The organism is Arthrobacter sp. PAMC25564 (assembly GCF_004798705.1).
Classification (GTDB): Bacteria; Actinomycetota; Actinomycetes; order Actinomycetales; family Micrococcaceae; genus Arthrobacter.
The window spans coordinates 1,146,727-1,170,491 of record NZ_CP039290.1 but is presented as its reverse complement, the minus strand read 5'-3'; the positions used below and the strand labels follow the sequence as shown (position 1 = coordinate 1,170,491).

At 66.0% G+C, this 23,765-nt stretch carries 24 protein-coding genes; 12 read left to right on the top strand and 12 right to left on the bottom strand.

Features of this window, described 5'->3' with window-relative positions; genetic code table 11:
- Positions 1-71: 71 nt before the first annotated feature.
- Positions 72-1,328 carry an aromatic acid/H+ symport family MFS transporter gene (locus tag E5206_RS05300; RefSeq protein ID WP_136321580.1) on the bottom strand — a complete coding sequence of 419 codons (1,257 nt, stop codon included), beginning with the start codon at positions 1,326-1,328 and terminating at the stop codon, positions 72-74.
- Positions 1,329-1,557: 229 nt separating this feature from the next.
- Between E5206_RS05300 and E5206_RS05295 the strand changes: the two genes are divergently transcribed.
- The 4 genes from E5206_RS05295 (at position 1,558) to E5206_RS05280 (ending at position 5,191) form a co-directional block, all read left to right on the top strand.
- Positions 1,558-3,432 carry a Na+/H+ antiporter gene (locus tag E5206_RS05295; RefSeq protein ID WP_136321579.1) on the top strand — a complete coding sequence of 625 codons (1,875 nt, stop codon included), beginning with the start codon at positions 1,558-1,560 and terminating at the stop codon, positions 3,430-3,432.
- A gap of 88 nt (positions 3,433-3,520) precedes the next feature.
- On the top strand, positions 3,521-3,775 hold the full coding sequence (locus E5206_RS05290; protein ID WP_136321578.1) for a DUF2630 family protein: 255 nt from the start codon (positions 3,521-3,523) through the stop codon (positions 3,773-3,775).
- 146 nt (positions 3,776-3,921) lie between these two features.
- Positions 3,922-4,158, top strand: a complete 237-nt coding sequence (locus tag E5206_RS05285; RefSeq protein ID WP_240689965.1) for a hypothetical protein — start codon at positions 3,922-3,924, stop codon at positions 4,156-4,158.
- Positions 4,159-4,213: 55 nt separating this feature from the next.
- A complete protein-coding gene (locus E5206_RS05280) occupies positions 4,214-5,191 on the top strand; it encodes a CapA family protein (RefSeq protein ID WP_136321577.1) in 978 nt (325 codons plus the stop codon).
- Here the strand turns inward: E5206_RS05280 and E5206_RS05275 are convergent.
- The 3 genes from E5206_RS05275 to E5206_RS05265 all read right to left on the bottom strand — a co-directional run bounded on the left by E5206_RS05275 (position 5,188) and on the right by E5206_RS05265 (position 8,413).
- Entirely contained in the window at positions 5,188-6,228 is a 1,041-nt protein-coding gene (locus E5206_RS05275) for an LLM class flavin-dependent oxidoreductase (protein WP_136321576.1), read from the bottom strand. The two genes, E5206_RS05280 and E5206_RS05275, sit on opposite strands and share 4 nt — an antisense overlap.
- 164 nt (positions 6,229-6,392) lie before the next feature.
- Positions 6,393-8,075 (bottom strand): sodium:solute symporter, encoded by a 1,683-nt coding sequence (locus tag E5206_RS05270; protein ID WP_276605956.1) that lies wholly within the window; start codon positions 8,073-8,075, stop codon positions 6,393-6,395.
- A 23-nt stretch (positions 8,076-8,098) separates the two neighbouring features.
- Positions 8,099-8,413 carry a DUF3311 domain-containing protein gene (locus tag E5206_RS05265; protein WP_240689963.1) on the bottom strand — a complete coding sequence of 105 codons (315 nt, stop codon included), beginning with the start codon at positions 8,411-8,413 and terminating at the stop codon, positions 8,099-8,101.
- A gap of 418 nt (positions 8,414-8,831) precedes the next feature.
- Between E5206_RS05265 and E5206_RS05260 the strand changes: the two genes are divergently transcribed.
- Positions 8,832-10,151, top strand: a complete 1,320-nt coding sequence (locus E5206_RS05260; RefSeq protein WP_240689961.1) for an ammonium transporter — start codon at positions 8,832-8,834, stop codon at positions 10,149-10,151.
- 59 nt (positions 10,152-10,210) lie between these two features.
- On the opposite strand, the gene E5206_RS05255 is transcribed toward E5206_RS05260, so the two are convergent.
- From E5206_RS05255 to E5206_RS05240, 4 genes are all read right to left on the bottom strand, one after another.
- Positions 10,211-10,663 (bottom strand): VOC family protein, encoded by a 453-nt coding sequence (locus E5206_RS05255; protein ID WP_240689960.1) that lies wholly within the window; start codon positions 10,661-10,663, stop codon positions 10,211-10,213.
- A 93-nt stretch (positions 10,664-10,756) separates the two neighbouring features.
- Positions 10,757-11,680, bottom strand: a complete 924-nt coding sequence (locus E5206_RS05250) for a DUF6282 family protein (protein ID WP_136321571.1) — start codon at positions 11,678-11,680, stop codon at positions 10,757-10,759.
- Between the two features lie 35 nt (positions 11,681-11,715).
- On the bottom strand, positions 11,716-13,104 hold the full coding sequence (locus E5206_RS05245; protein ID WP_136321570.1) for an MFS transporter: 1,389 nt from the start codon (positions 13,102-13,104) through the stop codon (positions 11,716-11,718).
- Between the two features lie 50 nt (positions 13,105-13,154).
- Entirely contained in the window at positions 13,155-13,970 is an 816-nt protein-coding gene (locus E5206_RS05240) for a helix-turn-helix domain-containing protein (RefSeq protein WP_136321569.1), read from the bottom strand.
- Between the two features lie 217 nt (positions 13,971-14,187).
- Between E5206_RS05240 and E5206_RS05235 the strand changes: the two genes are divergently transcribed.
- From E5206_RS05235 to E5206_RS05225, 3 genes are all read left to right on the top strand, one after another.
- Positions 14,188-15,090, top strand: a complete 903-nt coding sequence (locus tag E5206_RS05235; protein ID WP_136321568.1) for a hypothetical protein — start codon at positions 14,188-14,190, stop codon at positions 15,088-15,090.
- 62 nt (positions 15,091-15,152) lie between these two features.
- Positions 15,153-15,902, top strand: a complete 750-nt coding sequence (locus E5206_RS05230) for an aldolase/citrate lyase family protein (RefSeq protein WP_136321567.1) — start codon at positions 15,153-15,155, stop codon at positions 15,900-15,902.
- A 79-nt stretch (positions 15,903-15,981) separates the two neighbouring features.
- Positions 15,982-16,296, top strand: coding sequence for a DUF6221 family protein (locus E5206_RS05225; protein ID WP_136321566.1), 315 nt, complete (start codon positions 15,982-15,984; stop codon positions 16,294-16,296).
- 45 nt (positions 16,297-16,341) lie between these two features.
- Here E5206_RS05225 and E5206_RS05220 read toward each other — a convergent pair whose 3' ends face one another.
- Positions 16,342-16,692: a DUF3846 domain-containing protein gene (locus E5206_RS05220; protein ID WP_136321565.1), complete on the bottom strand. Its 351-nt coding sequence runs from the start codon at positions 16,690-16,692 to the stop codon at positions 16,342-16,344.
- A 150-nt stretch (positions 16,693-16,842) separates the two neighbouring features.
- Here E5206_RS05220 and E5206_RS05215 point away from each other — a divergent pair, with 150 nt between their 5' ends.
- The 4 genes from E5206_RS05215 to E5206_RS05200 all read left to right on the top strand — a co-directional run bounded on the left by E5206_RS05215 (position 16,843) and on the right by E5206_RS05200 (position 21,000).
- Positions 16,843-17,484, top strand: coding sequence for an NAD(P)-binding domain-containing protein (locus E5206_RS05215; RefSeq protein ID WP_136321564.1), 642 nt, complete (start codon positions 16,843-16,845; stop codon positions 17,482-17,484).
- 110 nt (positions 17,485-17,594) lie between these two features.
- A complete protein-coding gene (locus E5206_RS05210) occupies positions 17,595-19,046 on the top strand; it encodes a S8 family serine peptidase (RefSeq protein WP_240689959.1) in 1,452 nt (483 codons plus the stop codon).
- 90 nt (positions 19,047-19,136) lie between these two features.
- Positions 19,137-19,577, top strand: a complete 441-nt coding sequence (locus tag E5206_RS05205) for a MarR family transcriptional regulator (protein ID WP_205760012.1) — start codon at positions 19,137-19,139, stop codon at positions 19,575-19,577.
- Positions 19,570-21,000 carry an MFS transporter gene (locus tag E5206_RS05200; protein ID WP_240689956.1) on the top strand — a complete coding sequence of 477 codons (1,431 nt, stop codon included), beginning with the start codon at positions 19,570-19,572 and terminating at the stop codon, positions 20,998-21,000. The genes E5206_RS05205 and E5206_RS05200 overlap by 8 nt, the downstream gene beginning before the upstream one ends.
- 62 nt (positions 21,001-21,062) lie before the next feature.
- Here the strand turns inward: E5206_RS05200 and E5206_RS05195 are convergent, their stop codons facing one another.
- From E5206_RS05195 to E5206_RS05185, 3 genes are all read right to left on the bottom strand, one after another.
- Positions 21,063-22,751, bottom strand: a complete 1,689-nt coding sequence (locus E5206_RS05195; RefSeq protein ID WP_136321563.1) for a long-chain-fatty-acid--CoA ligase — start codon at positions 22,749-22,751, stop codon at positions 21,063-21,065.
- Positions 22,752-22,831: 80 nt separating this feature from the next.
- On the bottom strand, positions 22,832-23,077 hold the full coding sequence (locus E5206_RS05190; RefSeq protein ID WP_205760011.1) for a hypothetical protein: 246 nt from the start codon (positions 23,075-23,077) through the stop codon (positions 22,832-22,834).
- 191 nt (positions 23,078-23,268) lie between these two features.
- Positions 23,269-23,736 carry a MarR family transcriptional regulator gene (locus E5206_RS05185; RefSeq protein ID WP_136321562.1) on the bottom strand — a complete coding sequence of 156 codons (468 nt, stop codon included), beginning with the start codon at positions 23,734-23,736 and terminating at the stop codon, positions 23,269-23,271.
- Between the last annotated feature and the right edge of the window lie 29 nt (positions 23,737-23,765).

The following is a 23,765-nucleotide window of genomic DNA, read 5'->3' as shown; positions in this document are numbered from 1 at the left end:
CGCACCGCTTCCGCGGAACGGGCGCCGTCGCCGTGATGCCGGACAGTGTCCGGGGTCCTGGCGGGTCGGCTTTAAGCGCCGGCCACAGCCTTGTGGGGCTTGACGGGGGTTTCGTCCGTGACCTCGCGGGTGCCGCGCTCGGCCTTCGGGATGACGGCCACAGCCGCGACGCCCAGCAGGGCCGCTGCCGCGAAGACATAGAAGCCGAAGGGGTATGCGATGCCGGCGACGACGAGCAGACCGGTGATCCATGGGCCGGTGATCGCACCGAGGCGGCCGACGGCAGAGACAAAGCCCATGCCGGAGGCGACGATATGGCGGGGGTACAGGTAGCCAACGAAACCGTAGACGAGCACCTGGGCGCAGAAGACGAAGATGCCGGTGACGAAGACGACACCGTTGAGCACGAGCTGGTTGTCCATCTTGACGCTCAGCACGGCCAGCAGCACGGCGGCGGCGGCAAACCAGAACATGGTGGTGCCCTTGACGCCGCGGCGGTCGGCAATCCTGCCGCCGACCAGCAGGCCGCCGATGGCGCCGACATTGAGGACCAGCAGCAGGACCAGGGAATCGGCGACGTTGTAGCCGGCACCGCGCATCAGCTGCGGCAGCCAGGTGTTCAGGCCGTAGACCAGCAGCAGGCCCATGAACGCGGCGACCCAGAGGCCGATGGTGATGTGCAGGTACGGCGGGCGGAGGAGGTCGCCGATGCGGACCTTCGGGGCAGCCTGGACGTCAGCCGAATCAGCCTTCCGGGCTTCGGCCACGGGGGACGTTTCCGGCAGCTTGGCCCACATGAGCGGGATGGCGAGGAGTCCGAGGACGCCGCCGGCGTAGAACAGCCATTCCCACTGGCGCCCGACCAGGAGGGCGATCAGGGACGCGGCGACGGCGCCGACATGGTATCCGGTCATGGTCAGGGTGCTGGAGTGCGCCTTGCCGTCGTTCGGGGCGGCTTCCTGCATCGCGGTCACGGCGACGGGCATGCAGCCGCCCAGGCCGAGGCCGGCAAGCAGCCGGAGGACGCCCATCATGGCCACGTTCGGCATCAACGGGAAGAGCAGGGTGAAGATGGAGAAGAGAAGCACGCAGACGATCAACGGCAGCCGGCGTCCGAAGCGGTCCGAGATCGGACCGATCAGGGCTGCGCCGACGCCAACGCCAACGAGCGAGATGGTGGCGACGAAGGTCGCGCCGGCGGGGTCAAATCCGGCGTGCTTCGTGTCCAACAGGGTGGGAATGGAGGCCCCGAGGGCCACAAGGTCGAATCCTTCGAAGACTACGGTGAGCCAGCAGAGAATGACGATCCATTTTCGTCGTGAATTCATGGTGTGAGCGTCCTTGGTCTACACAGCCGGAGCACCCAGGTGTCCGGCGAAAGTTTTATCACCCCAAGTGTGGTTAGACGCCGTCCACAAGTCCAATAGATAAAGGTGACGCGCTTCATAGATGTGGTCTATGGCACCTGCGGCTGCCGAGGTGAGGCCAGGACGCCGGACCGGCGTACGGAATCCGCTCCCAGGAGCGTAGGCCAGCGGCACCTGAGAGAATGGCCCTATGGACGTCGCTCTGGGAGTCCTGGCCCTCGTGGCGATCGTGTGCGCGGGAAGCGCGCTGGGCCGGAAGATCAATGTCTCGGTGCCGCTGCTGCTGGTGCTGGCCGGCGTCGTGTGTTCCTTCCTGCCGTTCGTCCCCAAGATCGAGCTGAACCCTGAACTGGTCCTCATCGGACTTCTGCCCCCACTGCTCTATGCCGCGGCACTGCAGACCTCGCTGTTCGACTTCCGCTCCAACCGGCGCGCCATCGGACTGCTCTCCGTCGGCTACGTCATCTTCGGCACGGTCACCGTCGGCTTTGTTGTCTGGTGGCTGTTTCCTGAAATACCGCTGGCTGCCGCGATGGCGCTCGGGGCCGTCGTCGCGCCGCCGGATGCCGTGGCGGCGACGGCGATCGCGCGGAAAGTGGGCATGCCCCGCCGGATCGTCAGCATTCTGGAAGGCGAATCGCTGGTAAACGATGCCACCGCGCTGGTCTGCCTCCGGGCCGCCATCGCCGCCATCGCCGGAACAGTCTCGGCCGCCGAGATCGGCGGCGGATTCCTGCTGGCCGCGGGAGGCGGCCTGGCGGTCGGTATTGCCGCAGCCTTCGTGCTCACCGGGCTCCGCCAACGGATCCGCAGTGTCGCGATCAACACCTCCACGTCCCTGGTAGCTCCGCTCGTCGCGTACCTGCCGGCCGAGGCAATCCACGCCTCGGGAGTCCTGGCCGTCGTGGTGACCGGCCTGATCATGGGCACCAAGGCGCCGTCGATGCCCAACGGGGCCGCACGGCTCAGCCAGCGCAGCAACTGGTACACGGTCCAGTTCCTGCTGGAGAATTCCGTGTTCCTCCTGATCGGGCTGCAGGTCCGCACCATCATCGAGGGCGTCCAGGATGACTCGCTGGGGGCGGCCCGGATCTGGCTGGGCTGCGCGGGGGTGCTGCTGGCGGTGCTGCTCCTGCGTCCGGTCTGGGTCTTTCCGGCAACCTATCTCCCCCGGCTGATCCCGGGCGTCCGCCGGAAGGACCCGGCACCGCCCTGGCAGTTTGCCGCGATCGTTTCCTGGGCCGGCATGCGCGGCGTGGTGACGCTCGCTGCCGTGCTGGTCCTGCCGGCGAAGCTGGAACACCGCTCCGTCCTGGTCCTTGCCGCCCTGGTCGTGGTGGCGGGTACCCTCGTGCTGCAGGGCTTCACCCTTCCGGCCCTGGTCCGGCTGCTGCGGGTCAAGGGTCCGGACCAGCGCGAGGACGCCCTGAACCAGGCCTCGCTCATGCAGTTGGCCACCGCCGCCGGGGTGCAGCGACTGCAGGAGCTCCGCACGGACAACGACCCGCCGGAGGTCGTGGCCATGCTGAAGCGGCGGACCCAGGAACGCGGGCTGGCGGCGTGGGAGCGGCTCGGCCGGCCTGCGTCAGAGGCCGCCACACCCAGCCAGCGCTACGCGCAACTGCGGCTGGCCATGCTTGAGGCCGAGCGGGCCAAGGTCCTGGAACTGCGGCGCGGCGGCGAGTTCGCCCATGAGGTCCTCAGCGAGGTGCTCGACAGGCTCGACGTCGAGGAATCCATGCTCGATGCCAGCATGGAAGAGCTGGACCTCTCCGCCAGTGGCCGCGGCGAGGGGATTGCCCGGCCGGGCGGAGTCTGCGAACACCTCCAGTCAGCTCCGGACCCTGTGGTTCCACTCGACGCCGCCTGCGGTGGCTGCCTTCGGGAAGGCACGACGACGGTGCACCTCAGAATGTGCGTGGCGTGCGGCTCCGTGGGGTGCTGCGACTCATCGCCCGGGACCCATGCCTTCAGGCACTTCGAGGCAAGCGGCCACCCGGTCATGCGGAGCATCGAACCTGGAGAAGACTGGCGCTGGTGCTACCCGGACCAACTGCTGGGCTGAACCCCTTGGACGGGCCGGACTCTGGCCATGGCCGGATCCTGTCCGTACGCTGGTGAGGGAACCAACGCCGGACGAGAAAGAGGAAACAGTGGACAACCAGGACATTCTGGAACGCATCAAGGCGCTGGTGGCCGAAGAGCACGACCTCCGTGAAAAGGCCGAGGTCTCCAACGAGGTCGAGGCCGGACAGGTTCCCAGCCCGCTCAGGCTCCAGCAGTTGGAGGAACAGCTGGACCAGTGCTGGGATCTCCTTCGGCAGCGGCGGGCCAAGAAGGATTACGGCGAGAACCCGGACGAAGCGCAGACCCGCCCCGTCAGCGAGGTCGAGAACTACAACGGCTGAACCCGGGCGGCGGCGAAGGCCGCAGCACCCCGTTCTTGCGCCGCGTTAACTCCGCCTTAACACGGCGGGGCGAGACTTGAAGGTCAGGGCCATCGAAGGGTCCTGGATTGTTACACCACCGGCACGTCAAGGGGAGCCAGGCCGAAATGACCAATCACGATTCGAACAGTCATGAGAACACCTCGGTGAATGCCGAGGCGCACGACCACAGCGGGGACCGCCCCGATCTGAGCAGTCTTCACGTCCGTGAGGACGTCGCCGCGGCAGGCCGCTGCGGCAATGTGCACCTCGCCACGGGGCGGACCTGCACGCTTCCCGAGCGCCATCCGGGTTCATGCAATTTCGTCGGGCCTGCAGACGCCGAGGACGTGGCAGTCCATTAGGCGGCCGCCGAGCCGCAGCAAAGCTGTCGACGGAGCGTAGACGGACAGGGACGCCATGCAGATCGCATTGCTGGGCGACGTTATGCTGGGCCGGCTCGTGAACCAACAGCTGAAGGCGAGCGGCCCGGCCTATCCCTGGGGAGACACCGTCCCAGTTCTGCGGCGGGCCGATATCAGGGTGGCCAACCTCGAATGCGTCCTCGCCGACGGCGGAACACCCGAGCCCGGCAAGGTCTTTCACTTCCGCTCCGATCTCAGGAACGTGGAGACCCTCCGGTACGCGGGGATCGACGTGGTGTCGCTGGCCAACAACCATGTGCTGGACTTCGGCGCCGGGGCATTCGGTGAGACCCTCCCGGCGCTCGACAGGGCCGGGATCCTGCATGCCGGGGCCGGCCTGGACCGGGAAACGGCCAGCCGGCCCGCGGTGCGGCGGGTGGGCGGCACCGCCCTCGGCTTTATTGCCTTCACCGACAACCAACGCGGCTGGGAAGCGACGGGGACGTCACCCGGGGTGTACTACGTCCCCGTAGCCGACGCCGGGCGCCGGATGGCGGGCCTGCTGGAACTGGTCGGGCGGACCAAGGCGCGGGTCGAACTGCTGATCGTCTCCGCGCACTGGGGACCGAACTGGGGTTCGGCGGCCCCCCGCGAGCATCAGGAGCTGGCGCGGGCGCTGATTGATGCCGGCGCCGACGTCGTGTTCGGGCACTCACCGCACATCTTCCGCGGCGTCGGGCTCTACCGCAACCGTCCGATCCTCTACAGTGCCGGGGACTTCGTGGACGACTACGCCGTTGACCCCGAGGAACGCAACGACCAGTCCTTCATCTTCATGCTGGAAACCCGCGCCGGCGCGCCCCACACGCTGCGGCTGTACCCGACCATCATCACCGATTTCCAGGTCCGCCTGGCGCGGGATGCCTCCCGGGAGATCGCCGGGCGGATGGCGCGGTTGAGCCGGGACCTCGGCACCCGGAGCAACTGGAATGACACCGGCGGGTTCCTTGGGATCCCGGTCGATCAGAGTTAGTCCGCCCCGGGCGCACCGATTTCGCGGTTCACGGCGGGCATGATTTCGGTGGCCAGCAGCTCGATGGACCGTGCCGTCTCGGCAAAGGGCAGTCCGCCGAGACCGATCTGGGCCATATAACGGGTGTTGCCGAGGGTCTCGTGGATTTCCAGCAGCTTCTCGATGACCTGCTGGGGGCTTCCCACCAGGAGCCCGCCGCCGGGCTCGGTCCAGTCGTCGAAGGTGGAGCGGGGGAAGTGGTCCACCGGGCGCGGCATGTTCTGCTCGAAGTAGGCCCGGTAGTAGGGGTAGAACGTGTCGCGGGCCTGTTGCGAGGTGGGTGCAACATAGAAGTGGCCGCCCGCCCCGACTTGCAGCGCTTGGGCGTCGTGGCCGGCCTGGGCGGCGCTCTGCCGGTAAAGCTCCACGAGGCGGCGGAAGCGGGCTGGCCCGGACAGCAGTGCCACGAACAGCGGCAGCCCCAGCCGCCCGGCCCGGGCAAAGCTCGCCGGGGTGCCGCCCACGCCCACCCAGACGGGCAGCTTGTCCTGCACGGGACGGGGTGCAATCTCCATGCCGGGGATGCTCTGCGTCAGCCGACCGTGCCAAGTCACGACGGCATTGTCCCGCAGTTCCAGCAGCATCCGCAGCTTCTCGTCGAAGAGGGCGTCGTAGTCCTCCAGCTTGTGGCCGAACAGCGGGTAGGACTCGACGAAGGCGCCCCGGCCGGCGATGATCTCGGCGCGCCCGTCCGAGATCAGGTCAAGCGTGGCGAACTGCTCGAAGAGCCGAACCGGGTCCTGGGTGGAGAGCACCGTGACGGCGGTGCTGAGGCGCAGGTTTTTGGTTTCCCGGGCGATCGCGGCCAGCACGATTTCCGGGGCAGAGAGGGCGAAGTCGTGCCGGTGGTGCTCACCGAGGCCCAGGAAGCCGAGGCCGCCCTGGTCGGCCAGCTTCGCCAGCTCGATGACCTCCTTCAGCCGCTGCTGCGGGGACAGCGCACTGCCGGTGTTGATGTTGCGGGAAAGTTCGCCAAAGGTAAAGATGCCAAAGTCCATGTTTATTGAACATTCAAGTATCCAGTTTCATTCCGGGCCTCTGCCAACGCTAACTCTTTGAGTGCCTTCAGAGTGCTGTCCCGGGTAAGGGCGCCAGGCGTGCCCGAGCACTGACCGACCGCGGATGCGGCCCTCCCCGGCGGGGCTGGACGGAGCGTCCCGGCTCAGGCTATCGGGGTCCGCGGCCATTCCGTTGACACTTTGATGACCTTCGGATTGTCCTCATTGGCGCCGTAGTCCGAGCTATGGGTGATGTCTTCGCCGTCCGCCAGCTTCATGGCACGGAAGATCAACGTCAGCAGTACGGCGACGATCAGGTTGAGTGCGAAGGCAACCACCGCGATGTACACCTGCACATCCGTCCCCGGGATCGCCGCAATCGAACCACCAAAATGCTGCCTCGTCACGGGGTTGACCACGTTGTATGCTGCGGCGGTCCCGTAGATGATCCCCGCAGCCCAGCCGCCCAGCAGGGCCCAGCGGTGGAACCAGCGCGTGTACAGGCCCGCCACGATGGACGGGAAGGTCTGCAGGATCCAGATGCCACCCAGCAACTGCATGTTGATGGCGGCGGACTGGTCCATCGCGATAACAAAGACCAGCGCCCCGAGCTTCACCACCAATGACGCTATCTTGGAAACCTTCGCCTCCTTCCTGGGCGTGACCTCGGCATGGAAGATGTCCCGGTAGATGTTCCGGGTGAAAAGGTTCGCGGCCGCTATGGACATAATGGCGGCCGGCACCAGGGCGCCGACGGCGATGGCGGCCAGCGCGACCCCTGCGAACCAGGACGGGAAGTTGTCCAGGAACAGCTGGGGAACGACCAGTTGCGGATTGATCGTTGTTCCATCCAGTTCAGTCGGCTTGGTCCCCGCCGCGATTGCCACGTAGCCGAGTAACGCCAGGAAGCCTAGGACCAGCGAATAGAGCGGCAGCAAGGCTGCGTTCTTGCGGATGGTGTTCCGGCTCTTGGTGGCCAGCACGCCGGTGACCGAATGCGGGTACATGAACAAGGCCAGCGCCGAGCCCAGTGCCAGCGTCCAGTAGGCGGAGTAGCTGGCCGCCCCGGGAATGACGGAGCCAATGGGCTTGCCGGTGGCCGGGCTGACCGCGGTGAGCTTGGCCTGGGCGGCGTCGAAGATGGGCCCCCAGCCGCCGAACTTCGCTGGCAGGTAGATGATGGCCACAATGACGGCCAGGTAGATCAGCACATCCTTGACCACGGCGATCATGGCCGGGGCCCGCAAGCCGGAGGTGTAGGTGTAGGCCGCGAGCACCACGAAAGCGATGATCAAGGGCAGATCATTGAGCAGCGGGTTCCCGGGGCTGCCCACGCCCAGCACTGTCAGGACAGCCTTGATGCCGACCAGCTGAAGGGCAATGTAGGGCATGGTGGCCACGATGCCGGTGACCGCGATGGCGATGGAGAGAGGCTTGCAGCCGTAACGGCCGCCCACGAAGTCTGCCGTGGTGACGAAGCCGTGGCGGTGCGAGACGGACCAGAGCCGGCTCATCAGGATGAAAACGATGGGGTACAGCACAACGGTGTACGGCACCGCGAAGAAGCCGCTCACCGCACCCGTGGCCCACATCGCCGCAGGCACTGCCACAAACGTGTACGCCGTGTACAGGTCCCCACCCAGCAGGAACCAGGTGACCCAGGAGCCAAACTTCCGCCCTCCCAGGCCCCATTCGTCCAGCGAGTGCAGGCCGTCCTTGCCTCCGCCGCGCCACCGGGCTGCGTAGAATCCCAGCACCCCCACGAGGATGAAAAGAACCACGACGACGACGAAGGGCACGACGTTGATGCTCCTCGGGGCGTCGGCCGCCACTACCGCCGAGGACACGACAGCAGATCCCGGAACCATGGTCATCGCCGCTCACCGCCGCCACTCGTTGCCGGCGGTCCTTGAGCGGAAATATCCTTCTTCAGGACGTCTCTGCGGCGCTGGTCTTCCCGTGTCACCAGCAGGTAGCAGATGCCGATGACGGCGGCTTCGATCGGCACCAACAGCATCTGGTACCAGTAGAAGAAAGGCAAGCCGCCCAGACGCGGCTCCATGCTGGCATACATCGGCACGATCAGAGGCAGAACAATTCCCGTCACCAGCAGGACCCCGCTGACGATATAGGGTGTGGGTCTCGCCGGCCCGCGGGTGCGCATATCGCGGGGGTCAGTCGCCATTGACACGTAGGGCTCCTTGGATAGAGCAGCCTTCATTGAGGTGGTTTCAGAATACTTCTTCTGGCCCCTCCCTCCTATAGCTCCACGGGGCCCGCGTCCGCTGCCGGAGCGCAAGAATTTGCGTCGAGGTGTCCTTCCATCGGCACCTCACCGTCGCTGGCCTCCCGGCACCTGCCAACCCCCCGCTATTCCAAGGATCCGGCTCTTTCCAAAAGTGGCCGGCTTCCCGGGCCTATAGCCGCCGTTAACATTCCAGAAACAAAACTGATACGCGGTCTTTACGCAAAGGCCGTTCCTGTAACCTCCCCGCAATCTACCGCCCCACTTTCGGAAACACCGTTCCGGAAGGATTGATCAAGAACGGGGGCCGGCCGCGATGCGTCCCGGTACGGCAGATCTGATGGGAAGGGACGCACACGTGGTACTCACTGCGGGAAACGTCTGGATGATGTTCTCGGCGGCGCTTGTGTTGCTGATGACTCCGGCACTGGGCCTGTTTTATGGCGGCATGACCCGGGCCAAGGCCTCGCTCAACATGATGATGATGAGCTTCATCTCAGTCGGCATCGTCGGCGTTGTCTGGGTCCTCTGGGGCTACTCGATGAGCACCGGCAAGGGCATTCTGGGCATTTTCGGTGACCCGTTCGCCAGCTTCGGACTGAGCAACATCATCGGTTCGCCTGACCTGATCAAGGCCGGCTACAGTGCGACGTTCGCCATCATCACCGTGGCCCTGATCAGCGGCGCCATCGCGGACCGGGCCAAGTTCATGTCCTGGGCCCTCTTCGTGCCCATCTGGATCACCCTCGTCTACTGCCCGCTTGACTTCATGGTCTGGGGCGGCGGACTGATGAGCGCGGGTGGGGCCGTGAGTTCCATCTTCGGCCCGGTGATCGACTTCGCCGGCGGCACCGTCGTCGAGATCAGCTCCGGTACCGCCGCTCTGGTCCTGGTCCTGATCCTGGGCAACCGCCACGGCTTCAGCAAGGACCCGAACCACCGCCCCCACAACATCCCCTTCGTTATGCTCGGCGCCGGCATCCTGTGGTTCGGCTGGTTCGGCTTCAACGCCGGCGCTGCCACCACGGCGGAACAGGCCGGCCTCATCTGGGTCAACACCCTGGCAGCCCCCGCCGCGGCGATGATCAGCTGGCTGGTGACCGAGAAGATCCGCCACGGCCACCCCACCTCGCTCGGCGCAGCCTCCGGCGCCGTCGCCGGCCTGGTCGCAATCACCCCGTCCTGCGCGAACATCAGCCCGCTCGCCGCCCTGGGACTGGGCCTGCTGGCAGGCGCAGCCTGCGCCGTGTTCGTGGACCTCAAGTACAAGTTCGGCTTTGATGACTCGCTCGACGTCGTAGGAGTCCACCTTGGCGGCGGCCTGATCGGCACCCTGGCGCTGGGTTTCATCGCCCTGCCGGTCAACGGCAACGGCGGCGGCCTCTTCTACGGAGGCGGATTCCACCAGCTCATCGCCCAGACGGTTGCCGTACTGATCACCGTCACGCTGTCCGGCCTCGCGACCGCCATCATCGGCATCACCATCCACAAGACCCTTGGCTTCCGGGTCAGCCACGAAGACGAGATCGCCGGTGTGGACCGCTCCGAACACGCCGAGACCGCCTACTTCTTCGCCGAACTGGGCCTCAGCCGGTTCAGCCCGTTCCACCACGTGCACGCCGCGCAGGCCGCGCACACCGTCCAGCGGCAGCATGCACAGGAAGACAGCCTCGTTTAGGGCATTCCCCCGGACGCAAGAGGACGACGGCGGAACCTCCCGCCGTCGTCCTCTTTACGTCACCGCGGAGGCGCCTCCTGGTCGCGGTGGCCGGCCGCGGGCCGGGCACTGTCCACAACATACACCTGCCCTTCCGGCGCTTGCTTGTGCGATTCCGTAGTGTAGAAGCGGATCTCATGTCCGTCCGGGTCCGAGAGTCCGGCAAGTATCCACCCGAGAGGCGATCCGCACTCCGGAATGGGCCTCCCCAGTTCGGTGAGCCGGGCGGAGAGGGCATCAATCGCTGCCTTGGTCGGAGCGCCGATGGAAAAGTAATCGAATCCGGAAGAGGCGGCTGCCTTGTCCGGATTCAGTCGCAGGGCCAGTCTGGGGCCGCCATCCGGGTGGCTTAGCGCAATGCCCATGACTCTGCCGTCTTCGCGGAACTCCATCGCCAGGATGTAGCCGAGCCGGCTCTGGAACCACTCACGGCTACGGTCGAGATCGCGGACCGGAAGCTTGAGGTGATGCACGCCATCGAGCTGGGGAACCCGTCTGACAGTGCAAAGGACGACGGCGGAACTTCCCGCCGTCGTCCTTTGCACGCTGTGAAGTTACCCGGCTGGCTACCCGTCCAGGACGCGGCCGGTGTTGACGGCGACGAGCTTTCGGATGTCTGCCCGGCTGACTCCGGCGTCCAGCAGTTGCCCCAGGACGCGCTCGTAGGAATCGACGGGGAAGGGATTGTTCTTCTGGCCCAGATCGGAGCCGATGATGGTGTTGTCGACGCCCACTGCGTCGATGAAGCTCAGCATGGTGTCCACCTGCCACTGGAAGAACGTGGTGCGGTCGTCGTACTGGACGAGGCCGTGCTCGACGACGGCTCCGAGGTCGACCCACTCCCTGGCCTGGGCCGGGTTGGCCTCGATGACGAAGTTCGGGTGGTTTACCACCAACCGGCGGAGGCCCATCTTGTTGGCGGCCCGAAGGACGGCCGTGATCTCAGGCGGTGACATGTGCCCGGTGGAGAGGATGGCGTCGGCGTCCTTGACCAACTGCAGGACTTCCACGGTTTCCGGAAGCAGGTTTCCCGCCTCGTCGAGCACGGGGATGGGTGTAGTCTTCCGCAGCTTGATGCTGGTGGACGGGAACTTCAGGTGCTCTTCGCGTTCGTGGACGCAGATGTGCTGCTCGGAGGACACCGTGGGCATCCACACCATCCGGCCGCCCATCTGGAGGCTGAGTTCCACCGCGTACGGGTTGATGCCGCCCACGTAGTTGTTCAGTGCCACACCGCTGTAGACCGGGATCGGGAGGCCGCCGATGGCGTCGTCGACGGCGGCAATATCCGTGACCATGCTGTGGTGGTGGGACTTGACCAGGATGGCCCGGAAACCCGCCGCATGGGCCTGATCGGCAACGCCGCGGATGCCGATGTTGCGCGGGAACGGTGATGGTGCGGGGTGGACGTGAAGGTCCACGGCTCCGACGAGGAGTTCGGGGATCCTGCCGTCGGTGAAGACGTGTTCGTCAGCTGCGAGGATAGTCATTTGTTTCTCCTTGGAAGCGGATCAGGGTTCGTGGCCTAGGCCGGAGTGCCGGCCGGCTCAACGGCGGAAGGGCCCATGTCCACGTCGCGGGTTTCCGGGCCGAGGTAGGCGCCGGCCGCCAGCAGCAGGCCTCCGACGACGATGAGGACGACGGGGGTGTAGCCCATCGGCATGAAGGCGGTGAGGCCGCTCAGGTAGAAGGCGTAAAACGCCGGGATGATCAGGGCGAAGCTGTAGCCGATGCCGTAGCCGCTTGCCCGGATCGCCGCCGGGAACCGCTCGGTGAGGTACGCGGCGACGGGTCCGAAGGCTGAGATGGTGAAGACATCGATCACGATGGCCAGGGCGGTGACCGCAACGAGGTTATCCGCCGGAGTGTTCAGGAGCACGAGGAATGCCGCCGATGCGACGATCACCGAGGTGATGCCGAAGCCGATGTAGAAGCGCCGGCGTCCGAGTTTCTGCGAGAGGGCGGCAGCCCCCAGGAACCCGCCGACGGTGACGACCGAGGCAATCAGCATGATCACGCTGACGGTCTTGTCGGGCACACCCACGGCGTTTTTCAGGGTGGCGGGCAGGATGGCCGCTGCGACGTTGGTGAGGAACCACAGCCCGGTCATGAGGATGAAGACCTGCATGAGGCTGCGGCGGTGGCGGCCCAGGAAGAGCGCCCTTACCGGTGATTCCTTGGCCGTCGAGGCTTCGAAATCCGGGGCCTCCTCCACGTTGCGGACGTAGTAGATGAACACGACGGCGGCCAGCAGTCCGCCGATCACGAACGGGATGCGCCAGCCCCACTGGACGTACGGGGAACTCACGCTTCCGGCCGGAAGGAGCATGAGCAGCACAAAGGTCAGGACCGCGATGGTGGCGTTGGCCAGGGGGTTGGTGGCGGTGATCAGGCCGCTGGCCAGCCCACGGCGCTTCTTGGGCGTCCATTCCATGGCCAGCGGTACGGCTGTGGAGTATTCGCCGCCGAGGAAAACGCCACCGAGGAAGCGGAGGAGCACCAGCAGAATGATTGAGAGGGTACCGACCGTCTCATAGCCGGGCAGGAAGGCGATTCCAAAGGTCGCCAGGCCGAAGCCGGCGAGGGCCACGAGTGTGAGTTTGTGGCGCCCGAACTTGTCCGCGAAGTGCCCGAAGATGGCCGAGCCCAGCGGTCGTGCGACGAGGGTGGACGCGAAGACGAGGGAGGCGATGGTTGCGGCGGTCCCCTTGTCCATTTCAGGTGGCTGGAAGTAGATCATGGCCGGTGCCAGGGTGATGATCGGCAGGTAGATGTCGAACTGGTCGGCGTAGTAGCCGAAGATTCCGCCCTTGAGCGCTGAACGCCCCGGGTTGGTGTTCCCGCCGCGGTTTCGTCCGGCGGGTTTTGTCCGGGCGGGTTTCGCGGGGGCTTGCAGGGTGCTGTGTGCGGACATCGTCGTCCTCCGTTGATTGTTGGTGGAATTCATGACGGTGGGGCTGGTTCTCAGTTGCGCTGGGCGTGTTGGGCGACGACGTCGGCCGACCGGCCGGTGGTCTGGTTTCGCTGGGTTCCGCCGCCGAGGGCGGCGGACAGTTCTGCCGCCGCCGTGGCCACATCCCAGGCAGCCTGCGATTCGCGGTCCAGGTTCAGGACGTGGTTGGTGGCGACGAGGGCGAGCGTGGCACAGATTCCGTGCTCGTCGAAGATCGGCGCCGCAACGGCGTTGACACCCCCGAGGTCCGGGCTGGTGGCCACCCCCATCTCCCGCGTGAGCTCGATTTCGGCGCGGAGCGCGTCCTGCTGTTCCGGCGGGAAGGCCGAGAGCATTCGTTCGGCGCGCAGCGGGTCCGGGGTGAAAGCAAGGAAGACCTTGGCCTGGGCCGAGGTGAGTGGCAGTTGCGAGCCGACCCGCACGGAGACGACCACATTGCGGCTGGTGTCTTCCTCCACCCGTGACACCACGGGTCCTCCCGAACCCCACAGGCTCAGGACGGCCGTCATGTGGGCTCCAAGACTCAGGTCCCGCATGACGGCCGGAGCGAGGTCCAGGACCTTGCGCTGGCTCATGGCGAAGGCCCCGAGCTGAAGGAGAAGGCCGCCCGGCACAAAGGACCCGATGGCGTGGCCGCGTTCCAGCAGTCCTGCGGCCACCAGCGAGTTGCAGTACCGGTACACGGTGGACCGGTTCAGGTTCAACAGATCCGAGGCTTCCGCAGCCGTCAGTTGCGGCCGGTTGGGACCGAACAACTGCAGGATCTGGGCGGCGCGGGTGACGGCCTGGATGTCCGACGCGGAACCGGTGGAGTTTTCTTCAGACATGGGAGCCTCTTTGTTCGCAATCTGTTCGTATCGCGATTTGCATGTTCGCAATGCGGAACTATTTGTTGCTACTCTAAGTGAAATGGGACACACTGGCAAGTGGAAGAGTCCTTTACCGCCAAGCCAGCCACCGGATTTTGTTCAGAATACGAAATACACATGTTCATAACGAACAAGCGTGTGGAACTGAACCCCGTCCTCGAAGGAGAGACCCGCCATGTTTGATAAGTCCGATCCCCGCGCCGGCCTGGGCCGCAGCACTCCCCCGGCCGCAGCAGACGCCGCCATTGCGGCCCCCCATTACACGGAGTTCGACGGCGAGCCAAGCGAGGTCAGCGCGTTGGGCAGCCGGACCTGGATCACCCGCGGCCAGAACTTCGTCGTGGCGTACTCGAGGGTGGTGGCCGGGGATGAACTGCGCCGCCCGGCCGGACAGGACGAATACGTCGCCATCCTGCACCAGGATGACGCCGTGGTCACCGTCCATGCCGGGGACGAACAGCTAACCGCGAAGGGTCAAAGCCTTGTGGTGGTTCCGCCAGGCGAATCCGTGATCGTGGCCGATCAGCCCACGGAGGTGGTCCGCGTTTTTGACATCCGTACCGGGGATCTCGCGGCCCTGGCTGCCAACGCCGCGGACTATCGTGAAGCCCACCCGCGGGTCGCAGCGCTGGAGAGCTGGCCGGAGCCTGCCGACGGTGACAGACTGCGTGTCTACCCGCTGGAGACCATCACCCCCGAGCCTGGCCGGTTCGGACGCATCTTCCGCACGCGCACCCTGATGATCAACTACATGTACCCCACCGAGGGACCCCGCGACATCAGCAAGCTCTCGCCCCACCATCACGACGACTTCGAACAAGGTTCCCTGGCCGTACGCGGCGATTTCATCCACCATATCCGGACGCCGTGGACCCCCGACATGAACCAGTGGAGGGACGACGAGCATACCCCCGTCGGCAGTCCGTCGCTGGCCATCATCCCGCCGCCCACGGTGCACACCACCAGGGCAACCGGGGCCGGCAGCAACATCCTGATCGACATCTTCAGCCCGCCGCGTGAGGACTTCTCCGATCAGCCCGGCTGGGTGCTCAACGCGGCCGAATATCCCCGCAAGTAACGCGGCACGCCCGCCCCGACGTCCGCCCGCTCATCCGGTCTCCAAGAAAAAGAAGGTTTCCAGTGTCCATCCTTAACACGCCAGGGGCAGTCGGCACCTGGGTCAAACTTCCTACCATCGAATCGGTCCAGATCCTGGCGCACGCCGGCTACGACTTCGTCGTCATCGACCAGGAACATGCCCCGATCGACATCCGCACCGCCTACCAGCTGGTGAACACAGCCACCTCCGAGGGCCTGCTGGCCTTGGTCCGGGTGGACGAGCTGCGGCCGGCCTCCATCCAGCGGATCCTGGATGCCGGCGCCGGCGGCGTGCTGATCCCCCATATCGACACCCCCGAACAGGCGGAACTGGCGGCCAGATCGGTCCGCTTCCCGCCGCTCGGCATCCGGGGCGCCGGCGGCACCAGCCGCGCCGGCCGCTGGGGAACTCTCCCGACAGCCGACTATCTGGCGTCCGGTAACGACACGGCGCTGTGCATCCCCCAGCTTGAAAGCAAGCTGGCCATCGACAACGTGGAGAAGATCGCGGCCGTGGCGGGCGTGGACGCGCTGTTCGTCGGCGTCGCCGACCTCAGCATGGACATGGGGACCACACCGTCAGACCCCGAGGTCGTCCGGCTCTACCTCCATGCCCTGAAGGTCGCCCACCAGGCGGGCAAGCCGTGCGGCTTCGCCTCGGGGACAGCGGCCGGCGCCCGTGCCGCACTGGACCAGGGCTTCGACTTCGTCATGGCCAGCAGCGATACGGCCATGTTCGTCGCCGAGGCATCGAGTGTTGTGGGAGCCGTCCGGAACACCGCACGCTCCTGACTCCCCCGGGCCGCCGCCCCCGCTTGCTGAAACTTTTCCTCTCTTATCCACGGGGCGGCGGGACGCGTAATCTCGGTTTGTGGACATAGTTGAATTCCTGTCCGAGCGCATCAGGGAGGATGAGGCGGCCGCCCGAAAGCTCCTCAGCGACAGGTCCGTCTCCGAGTCGGGCAAATGGTACGAACGCCGCCTGCTGCTGGAGTGCGAGGCGAAGAAAAGGCTGATCAGCGTCGTGGAAACGGCAAGGCAGTCCGCTCTGGCATCGATGGTCAGCGACCCGCACGGGGACGGGCGATGGGTTCCGCAGGCCATCGGCTGGATGGCGGACTCGCTGAATGCACTCGCGCTGCCCTACTACGACCATCCGGACTTCGAGCAGGGCTGGCTGCCGTGATGCCACGGCTCCCGCCGGTCGGTTTCCAGCCCAGGTGCAATACGCCTACGCCGCCAGTGGCGTGCCGAACAGCTCCGTTGCCCGGCGGACCAGGTGGGCTGGCACATCAGCCTCGGCGCCGTGCTCAGCCTGGCCCAGGAACACGGCGGTGCCACGGGCCGCGTCGGCCAGGTCGAGCCCGCACTCGTGCGTCAATTGGCTGGCCCGCAGATTGGGCGGCAGGTTGCTGATCTTGCCGACAGAATTGAAATAGACGTGCCAGTCACCGCGGGCCACGGACTCCACGTCTCCGCCGACCAGCAGCTGGAGGTTCTCCAGGCTCGGCTCAAGCGACTCCACCCGGACCGGCCGGTTGAGCTGGTCCGGAACTATCAGTGCAATACAAGTTGTGCTCATCGTACTTTCCTCTTAACTGAGTAACTGAGCACGGGCGGAATCTGTTCCCCGGGGACCGTGGATTCTTCGAGGACGACGGCGGGACGCTTCCGGCGCCGTCCTTCGGGGCAACCACGAAATATCCCGGCCCGTCACGGTGTTGGCGCCACCATGACAACTATCGGAATCATCGGTGCAGGACACATTGGAAGCCAACTTGCCCGCAAGGCGGTGCAGTTGGGCTACGACGTGGTGATCAGCAATTCCCGGGGACCGGAAACGCTCAAGGAGCTCGCCGCGGAGCTGGGACCGCATGCCCGGGCCGCGACGGCCGCCGAAGCGGCAGCGGCAGGCGACTTCGCCGTCGTGACCGTCCCGCTCAAGAGCATCTGGGACATCCCCGTGGAGCCGCTGGCGGGCAGGATCGTGATCGATACCAACAACTACTACTGGGAACGCGACGGCCACTTCCCGGCCCTCGACAACGGTGAGACCACCACCTCCGGGCTGCTGCAGGAGCACCTGCCCGCGTCCAAGGTGGCCAAGGGCTTCAACCACATCATGTACACCCAGATCACCACCGACGGCACCCCCGCCGGGACGCCCAACCGGCGAGCGCTTGCCACCGCCAGCGACTACCCCGAGGCGGCCGGCATGGTGACCAGGCTTTACGACGAGTTCGGCTTCGACGCTGTCAACATCGGCCCGCTGTCCGAGAGTTGGCGCGTGGAGCGGGACCGTCCCGCGTACGTCGTCCGGCAGAACGCGGCTGAACTCACCGAAAACCTGGCCCGCGCCCCGCGCACGATCTGACGGCTGAACCGATCCCAAGTTTTTCCCAAGGGCCGGGCTTAACATGCGGGCGGAGGCTTAAGATGGGGCGGGGGGCACTCGCTAGCGAAGACGCTTAATGGGAGGCCACGATGTTCAGCCAATTCCGCCGTCAGTCACCAGCATCGGAGCCAGCATCCGTCGCCCCGGGGCCGCGCAGCCACCGGCGGCGGAAACCCGTCCACCGTTGGGGCAGACCATGGGCCCGGCGGATCCTGGGCGGACTGGCCGCAGCCGTGCTGACCATTGGCGGCGGGATGGCGGCCGCCGGTCCCTCAGCCGCCGCCGAAGCGAAGCAAGGCTACATTGTTGTTTTCAAGGACACCGTCGTGGACCCGGCCGCCACCGCTGCTGCCCACCAAAGAACGTACGGGGTCTCCCCATCGGGGATCTACCGGGATGCCGTGGGAGGCTACGCCGCCACCATGACGGCGTCGGAGGCTCAGCGCGTCCAGGCTGATCCCGGCGTCGAGTTCGTCACGATGAGCCGGAAATTCGACAAACCGCGGGACCCTGAGCCGCCCAGCACCCAGGTGGCCCCACTGTGGCGGCAACGTATCGCCGGCCCCCGGTCCGACGCCGGCAATACCAGGGCCGGTGACAGCGAGCACCCTGTCGACGTCAACGTGGCGGTGATCGACAGCGGCATCGACGCCACCCATCCGGACCTGAATGTACGCGGCGGCATCGACTGCACGTCAGGCTCGCCCGTCTCCGTGACCCCCATTGATGTCCTGGGCCACGGCACCTTCGTAGCGGGCGTGATCGGCGCCAAGAACAACAACTTCGGCGTGATCGGCACGGCGCCGGGCACCCCGCTGTGGTCCGTCCGGGTTGTCGATGGCGTCGGTGGAATCTCCGAGCAGAGCATGATCTGTGCGATCGACTGGGTGACGTCGACGCGCAAGGACAAGGATCCCAACAATGACATCCAGGTGGCCAACATCAGCATCGCCGGTGCCGGCACCGACTCGGAGAACTGCGGCAAGGGCACGGACGCGATGCACTACGCGATTTGCCGCTCGGTCAAGGCCGGGGTGGCCTACACCGTCGCGGCGGGCAACGCGAGCGTCGATTTCGCCGGAACCATACCGGCGACCTATGACCAGGTGCTGACCGCGACGGCGATGGCGGACTTCGATGGGCAGCCGGGCGGACTGGCCGCCCCCGTCTGCGGGACTCTTGACTGGACCGCCTTCGGGCAGAAGGATGACCAGCCGGCGTTCTTCTCCAACTTCGCCACCCTGCCGGCGGACAAGGCCCACACCGTCGCCGGACCGGGTGTGTGCATGCTCTCCACGGCGCCGGGAGGCTACGCCGTCAACCACGGGACCAGCTTCTCCAGCCCAGCGGTGGCAGGATCGGTGGCCCTGTGCATCAGCCGCGGGGAATGCGAGGGCTCGGGCCAGGACGTGATGGAGCAGTTCCTGGCCGTGACCAAGGCCTACAACAAGGACCATCGCGGCTTCGGTTTCGGCGGTGATCCGATCCGTCCGATCAGCGGGCGGTATTACGGGTACCTGACCGGGGTCGCCGATTTCTGACACGCCAGAGGACGACGGCGGGAGGTCCCGCCGTCAGGGTGCACCCCTCATATACAAGCAACTTGATCAAGTTGCTTGTATAGTTGAAGGATGACCGACGAACCAATGACCGGCCAGTTACTGACCCGCTCCTTCTTCGAAACGCTTCATCCGCTGCTGAGGCGGCTGAATGCGAAACGGACGCTTTCCCCAGGCAAGCTGGGTGTGCTCCGGCATTTGGCGGAACAGGGGCGCGCGACTACCTCGGAACTGGCCACCGTCGTTCAAGTCAGCCCCCAGGCCATTTCGCTTGCCGCCCGTGAGCTGGAACATTTGCGGTTCGTCGTGCGCGTCCCCGATGCCGAGGACCGGCGCCGGATCTGGATCGAGCTCACCGGCGAGGGACGGCAGAAGCTGGCCCAGGAGTTGGCGGCCGGTCATGGCTGGCTTGACCGGGCCATTATGGAGCGGCTGACGCCGGAGGAGCGGAAGACACTCGAAGCGGTCATCCCCATCCTCCGGAAGCTGGGATCGGAGGCATCCGTTGACTGAACCGGACGCACGCTCAGGCCTCGTGCCGGCGCTGGTCTACGCCGCGCTCTCCACGGCGATCGTGAGCTCACTGGGCATGCTGTTGGTGCCGACCATCTCCCGCGAGATGGATATTTCGGTCAGCACGGCCCAGTGGATGCTCACTATCAACCTTCTGGTCGGTGCAGTCGCAACCCCGGTGATGGGCCGGCTCAGCGACGGACCGCACAAGAAGCGGCTCCTGCTGTGGTCGCTGTCGATCATCCTCGCCGGGTCTGTCATCGCCGCGGCGGCGCCAAACTTCACGGTTTTCCTTGCCGGACGGGCACTCCAGGGCCTGAGCTACGGGATCGTTCCGGTGACGATCGCCCTCGCCCGCCGCTACGTCGCTGCCGAGAAGGTGCGGTTCTCCATCTCAAGCCTGTCGGTGACCGTAGCAACCGGCCTAGGGGTCGGCTACCCGCTGACCGGAATCATCGCGGGACTCTTCGACTTCCGGTTCGCGTTCTGGTTTGCCGCGTTGTTCGTCGTCACGGCCATCATTGTGGTCTTCCGCATCGTCCCGGCAGGACCCGACGAACAGGCCCCACGGGTGCCGTTCGACTACCCCGGCGCTGGTCTGCTCGGTCTCGGTCTCGGCATTCTGCTCCTGGGCGTCAGTGAAGGGCCGAACTGGGGGTGGAGCTCACCGTGGACCAACGGTGCCTTCATCGTCGCTGCAGCCGTCCTGACGGCCTGGATCAGGACTGAACTGCGGAGCCGGCACCCGCTGGTCAACCTTCGGGTCCTCAGGAACGGGGAAGTGCTGCTGGCCAACGGCACGGCAGTCGGACTGGGCGCCGCGATGTACATCGGCCTTTCGATTTCCAGCCTTATCGCCCAGGCCCCGGCCGCCACCGGCTACGGCATCGCACTGCCCGTCTTCTGGGCCGGATTCGTGATGTTCCCGCTCTCGGTGGGAAGCTTCAGCGCGAACCGACTCGTGCGCCGCCTGTCGCACCGGATCCGTCTGGCGACTCTGCTGCCGATCGGCGCCGGCATGATGGCGGCAGCCGGAATGCTGCTCTGGGCTGCCCATACCGAACTCTGGGAGATCCTCACCGGGATGCTGGTCTTAGGTCTGGGAATGGGAACGAGCTATGCCGCCATGCCGGCACTGATCGCCCGCAGCGTGGCCACTGAAGAGCTGGGCAGTTCCGTGAGCTTCAACCAGGTCCTGCGCACCGTCGGCAGCTCCTTCGGCACCGCCGTCTCGGGCGCCGTGCTCGCAGCGCACATGGCGCCTGACCTTCACCCGACCGGTGCCGGAATCAGCACGACGCTCGCGATCGGCGCGCTCCTCTGCGCTGTGGTGTTCGGCTTCCTGCTCGCCCACACCTTGATCACGCGTTCCCGCCGGGCAGCTGACGGTCGGCCTGAGGCCCGGGCAGGCGGAAAACGGTAGCCGGCCGCACACGACGGGTGCCCCAGGTTCCGATGGGGACGCGGGGCTGCGCTTTGCCGCCGTCAGAGCGTCGGCAGGACCTGTTCGCGCACCTGCTTGCGGAGGATCTTACCGAGCATCGAGCGCGGCATGTCCGGAATGGCGACGATCCGCTTCGGCACCTTGTAGCCGGCGAGGTGCTCGCGGCAGTGCTCCCGCAGGGCATCCTCGTCGAGCGTGCTGCCCGGCTCAAGTTCGACGGCGGCGACCACCATCTCCCCGCCGCGTTCGAGCGGTTTGCCGACCACGGCCGCGTCGACCACATCCGTGTGCAGCCGCAGGACCGTCTCCACCTCGGTAGGCGAGACGTTGAATCCACCGGTGATGATGAGTTCCTTGGCCCGGTCCACGATCGTGGTGAAGCCGTCCTCGTCCACGGTCACGACGTCGCCGGTGCGCAGCCAGCCGTCGGGCGTGAGGGCCTTCGCGGTTTCCTCCGGGTTGTTCCAGTATCCGCGGAAGACCTGCGGGCCCTTGAGCAGCAGTTCCCCCGGCTGTCCCTGCGGCACCTCGCTGGCAGGATCGTGCAGGTCGACGACCTTCATCCGGGTCGAGGGGAACGGCACGCCGATGGTGCCGGTCCGGCGGGTGGGATGGAACGGGTTGCCGAGGGCGACCGGGGAGCATTCGGTCATGCCGTAGCCCTCGACGAGAAGCCCGCCGGACACGGACTCCCAGAGTTCCACAACGTGGTACGGCAGGTTCATCGCGCCGGAGATGCAGAACCTGCACGACCGCAGCGAGATGCCTTTCTCCTTCGCGGCCATGGCGGTGCGCTCGTAGATTGGCGGGACCGCGCAGTAGACCGTCGCGGGCGACTTCTTCATCGCCGCCAGTACCAGATCCGGATCGAACTTGGGGAACAGCACCAGCAGGCCCTGTTTGAGGATGCCGTAGGTCAGGTAGAGCGTCATACCGAAGGCATGGAACATCGGCAGGATCGCGTAGAAGACCTCCTTGCGGTACTCCGCCCCCTCCATCCAGGCCTCGCCCTGGAGGGCGTTGGAGTACAGGTTGAAGTGGCTGAGCTTGGCGCCCTTGGGCTGGCCTGTGGTGCCGGAGGTGTATTGGATGGCGGCGAGGTCGCCCACCGAGGGGCGGGGGTGTCCGGGGTCGATCGGACCGTGGCCCAGGAGCTGCTTCCACGGGATGGTTCCCGGCGCGGGGCCGGTCAGCGCCTCGCGGGTCTCGCGGAGTTTCTTGACCGGCAGGTGCAGGGCGAGGCGCTTGACGGCGGGGAACGCCTCGAGCAGGCTGACGGAGACGACGTGGTCAATCTCGATGTCGGACGGGAACTCGCGGATGGCGTCCGCTGCCTTGTCCCAGGTGATTACGATCCGGGCCTGGTGGTTCTCGAACTGGTGGCGGAGTTCCCGGGAGGTGTACAGCGGGTTGTGTTCGACGACGACGGCGCCCAGGCGCAGCACCGCGTAGAAGGCGACGACGTGCTGCGGGCAGTTGGGCAGGATGAGGGCCACCCGGTCCCCCGCGCGCACGCCCAGCCGGCGCAGGCCTTCGGCGGCCCGGTCGACCTGCCCGCCAAGCTCGGTGTAGCTGGTGCGGCGTCCGAAGAATTCCAGCGCGGGGGCGCTGCCGGCTTCGGCCACGGAACGCTCCAACATCGCGACAAGCGACTCCGTGGGCAGTTCGATTTCGGCCGGGACCCCCGGTTGGTAGTTCTTCACCCAGGGCTGCTGGTCACTATGCTCCATGCCCACATCTTGCCGTGAAGTTCTGGCCGGGGGCGAATCATGCGGGCGGCGGCCGGCAGCAGGCAGGACCTCACCCACCTTCATCCGGCGCGCAGAGCCTTCATCCGCCAGGCACTGATGAGGAGCCAAATAGTCCAGACGACGATCAGGACGATCCCGCCCAGCGTCGACACGGAATTCGCAGCCGAGAAGCCTTCGGTCCCGATGATCCAGCCCTGCACGATGTAGGCCAGCCCGGACAATCCCATGAGGTAGCCGATGATCCGGGAGACCCGCCGCGTGGCCGCGATGACACAGGGCCTCGTCGTCGACCTCGAAAGCAACAATGCCTGCCCACCTGGCGGAGTCAGCGGAGGTCAAAATCTGCCTCACTTACAAGGGGTGGAAGTCCCCGGTCCGGAGCACCACGGATCTGCTGGGACATACCGCAGCACCTCCTCCGGAGTGTCGGCGTCCGCGGCAGGTAGCCTGCCGACGCTTCAATGCTGGACTGAGTCTCCGGGGGCGCCCATCCGTGTCACGGCGCGGTCGTCAGTCCGGCCCGAAGTTGCTCTTCGAGGGCCGCGAGGGCCTTTGCTGCACCAAGGATCGCGTTCACCTGATCTGCCGGAAGCCGCATCATGGCCGCACAGATGGAACCGGACCAGGCTTCCTCCAGTAACCTCTTGTTCTTCAGCGCAGCCTCGGTGGGATGCAGCAAGGCCAACCTGCGGTCAGACGGACTGGATTTCCGGTGGACCAGGCCTCGGTCGACCAGCGCCCTGACGGCCGCACTGGCATTGCTTTGACGCAACCCCAACGCAGTGGTGAGCTCCGAAACGGTCATCCCGGGTTCAGCAATGACGCGTTTCAACACGGCCAACTCGGACGTGGGCAGGGGGTCGAGACCGGCAGCTGAGGGCAGAACACGGTGGATCGTCCACGAGAGAGTATGGAGTTGGGAGCCCAAGGCCTGCAATCGAAGGTCGCCGGTGGTCGATGTCATACTTCCAGCTTAACCCATATGTTGACATA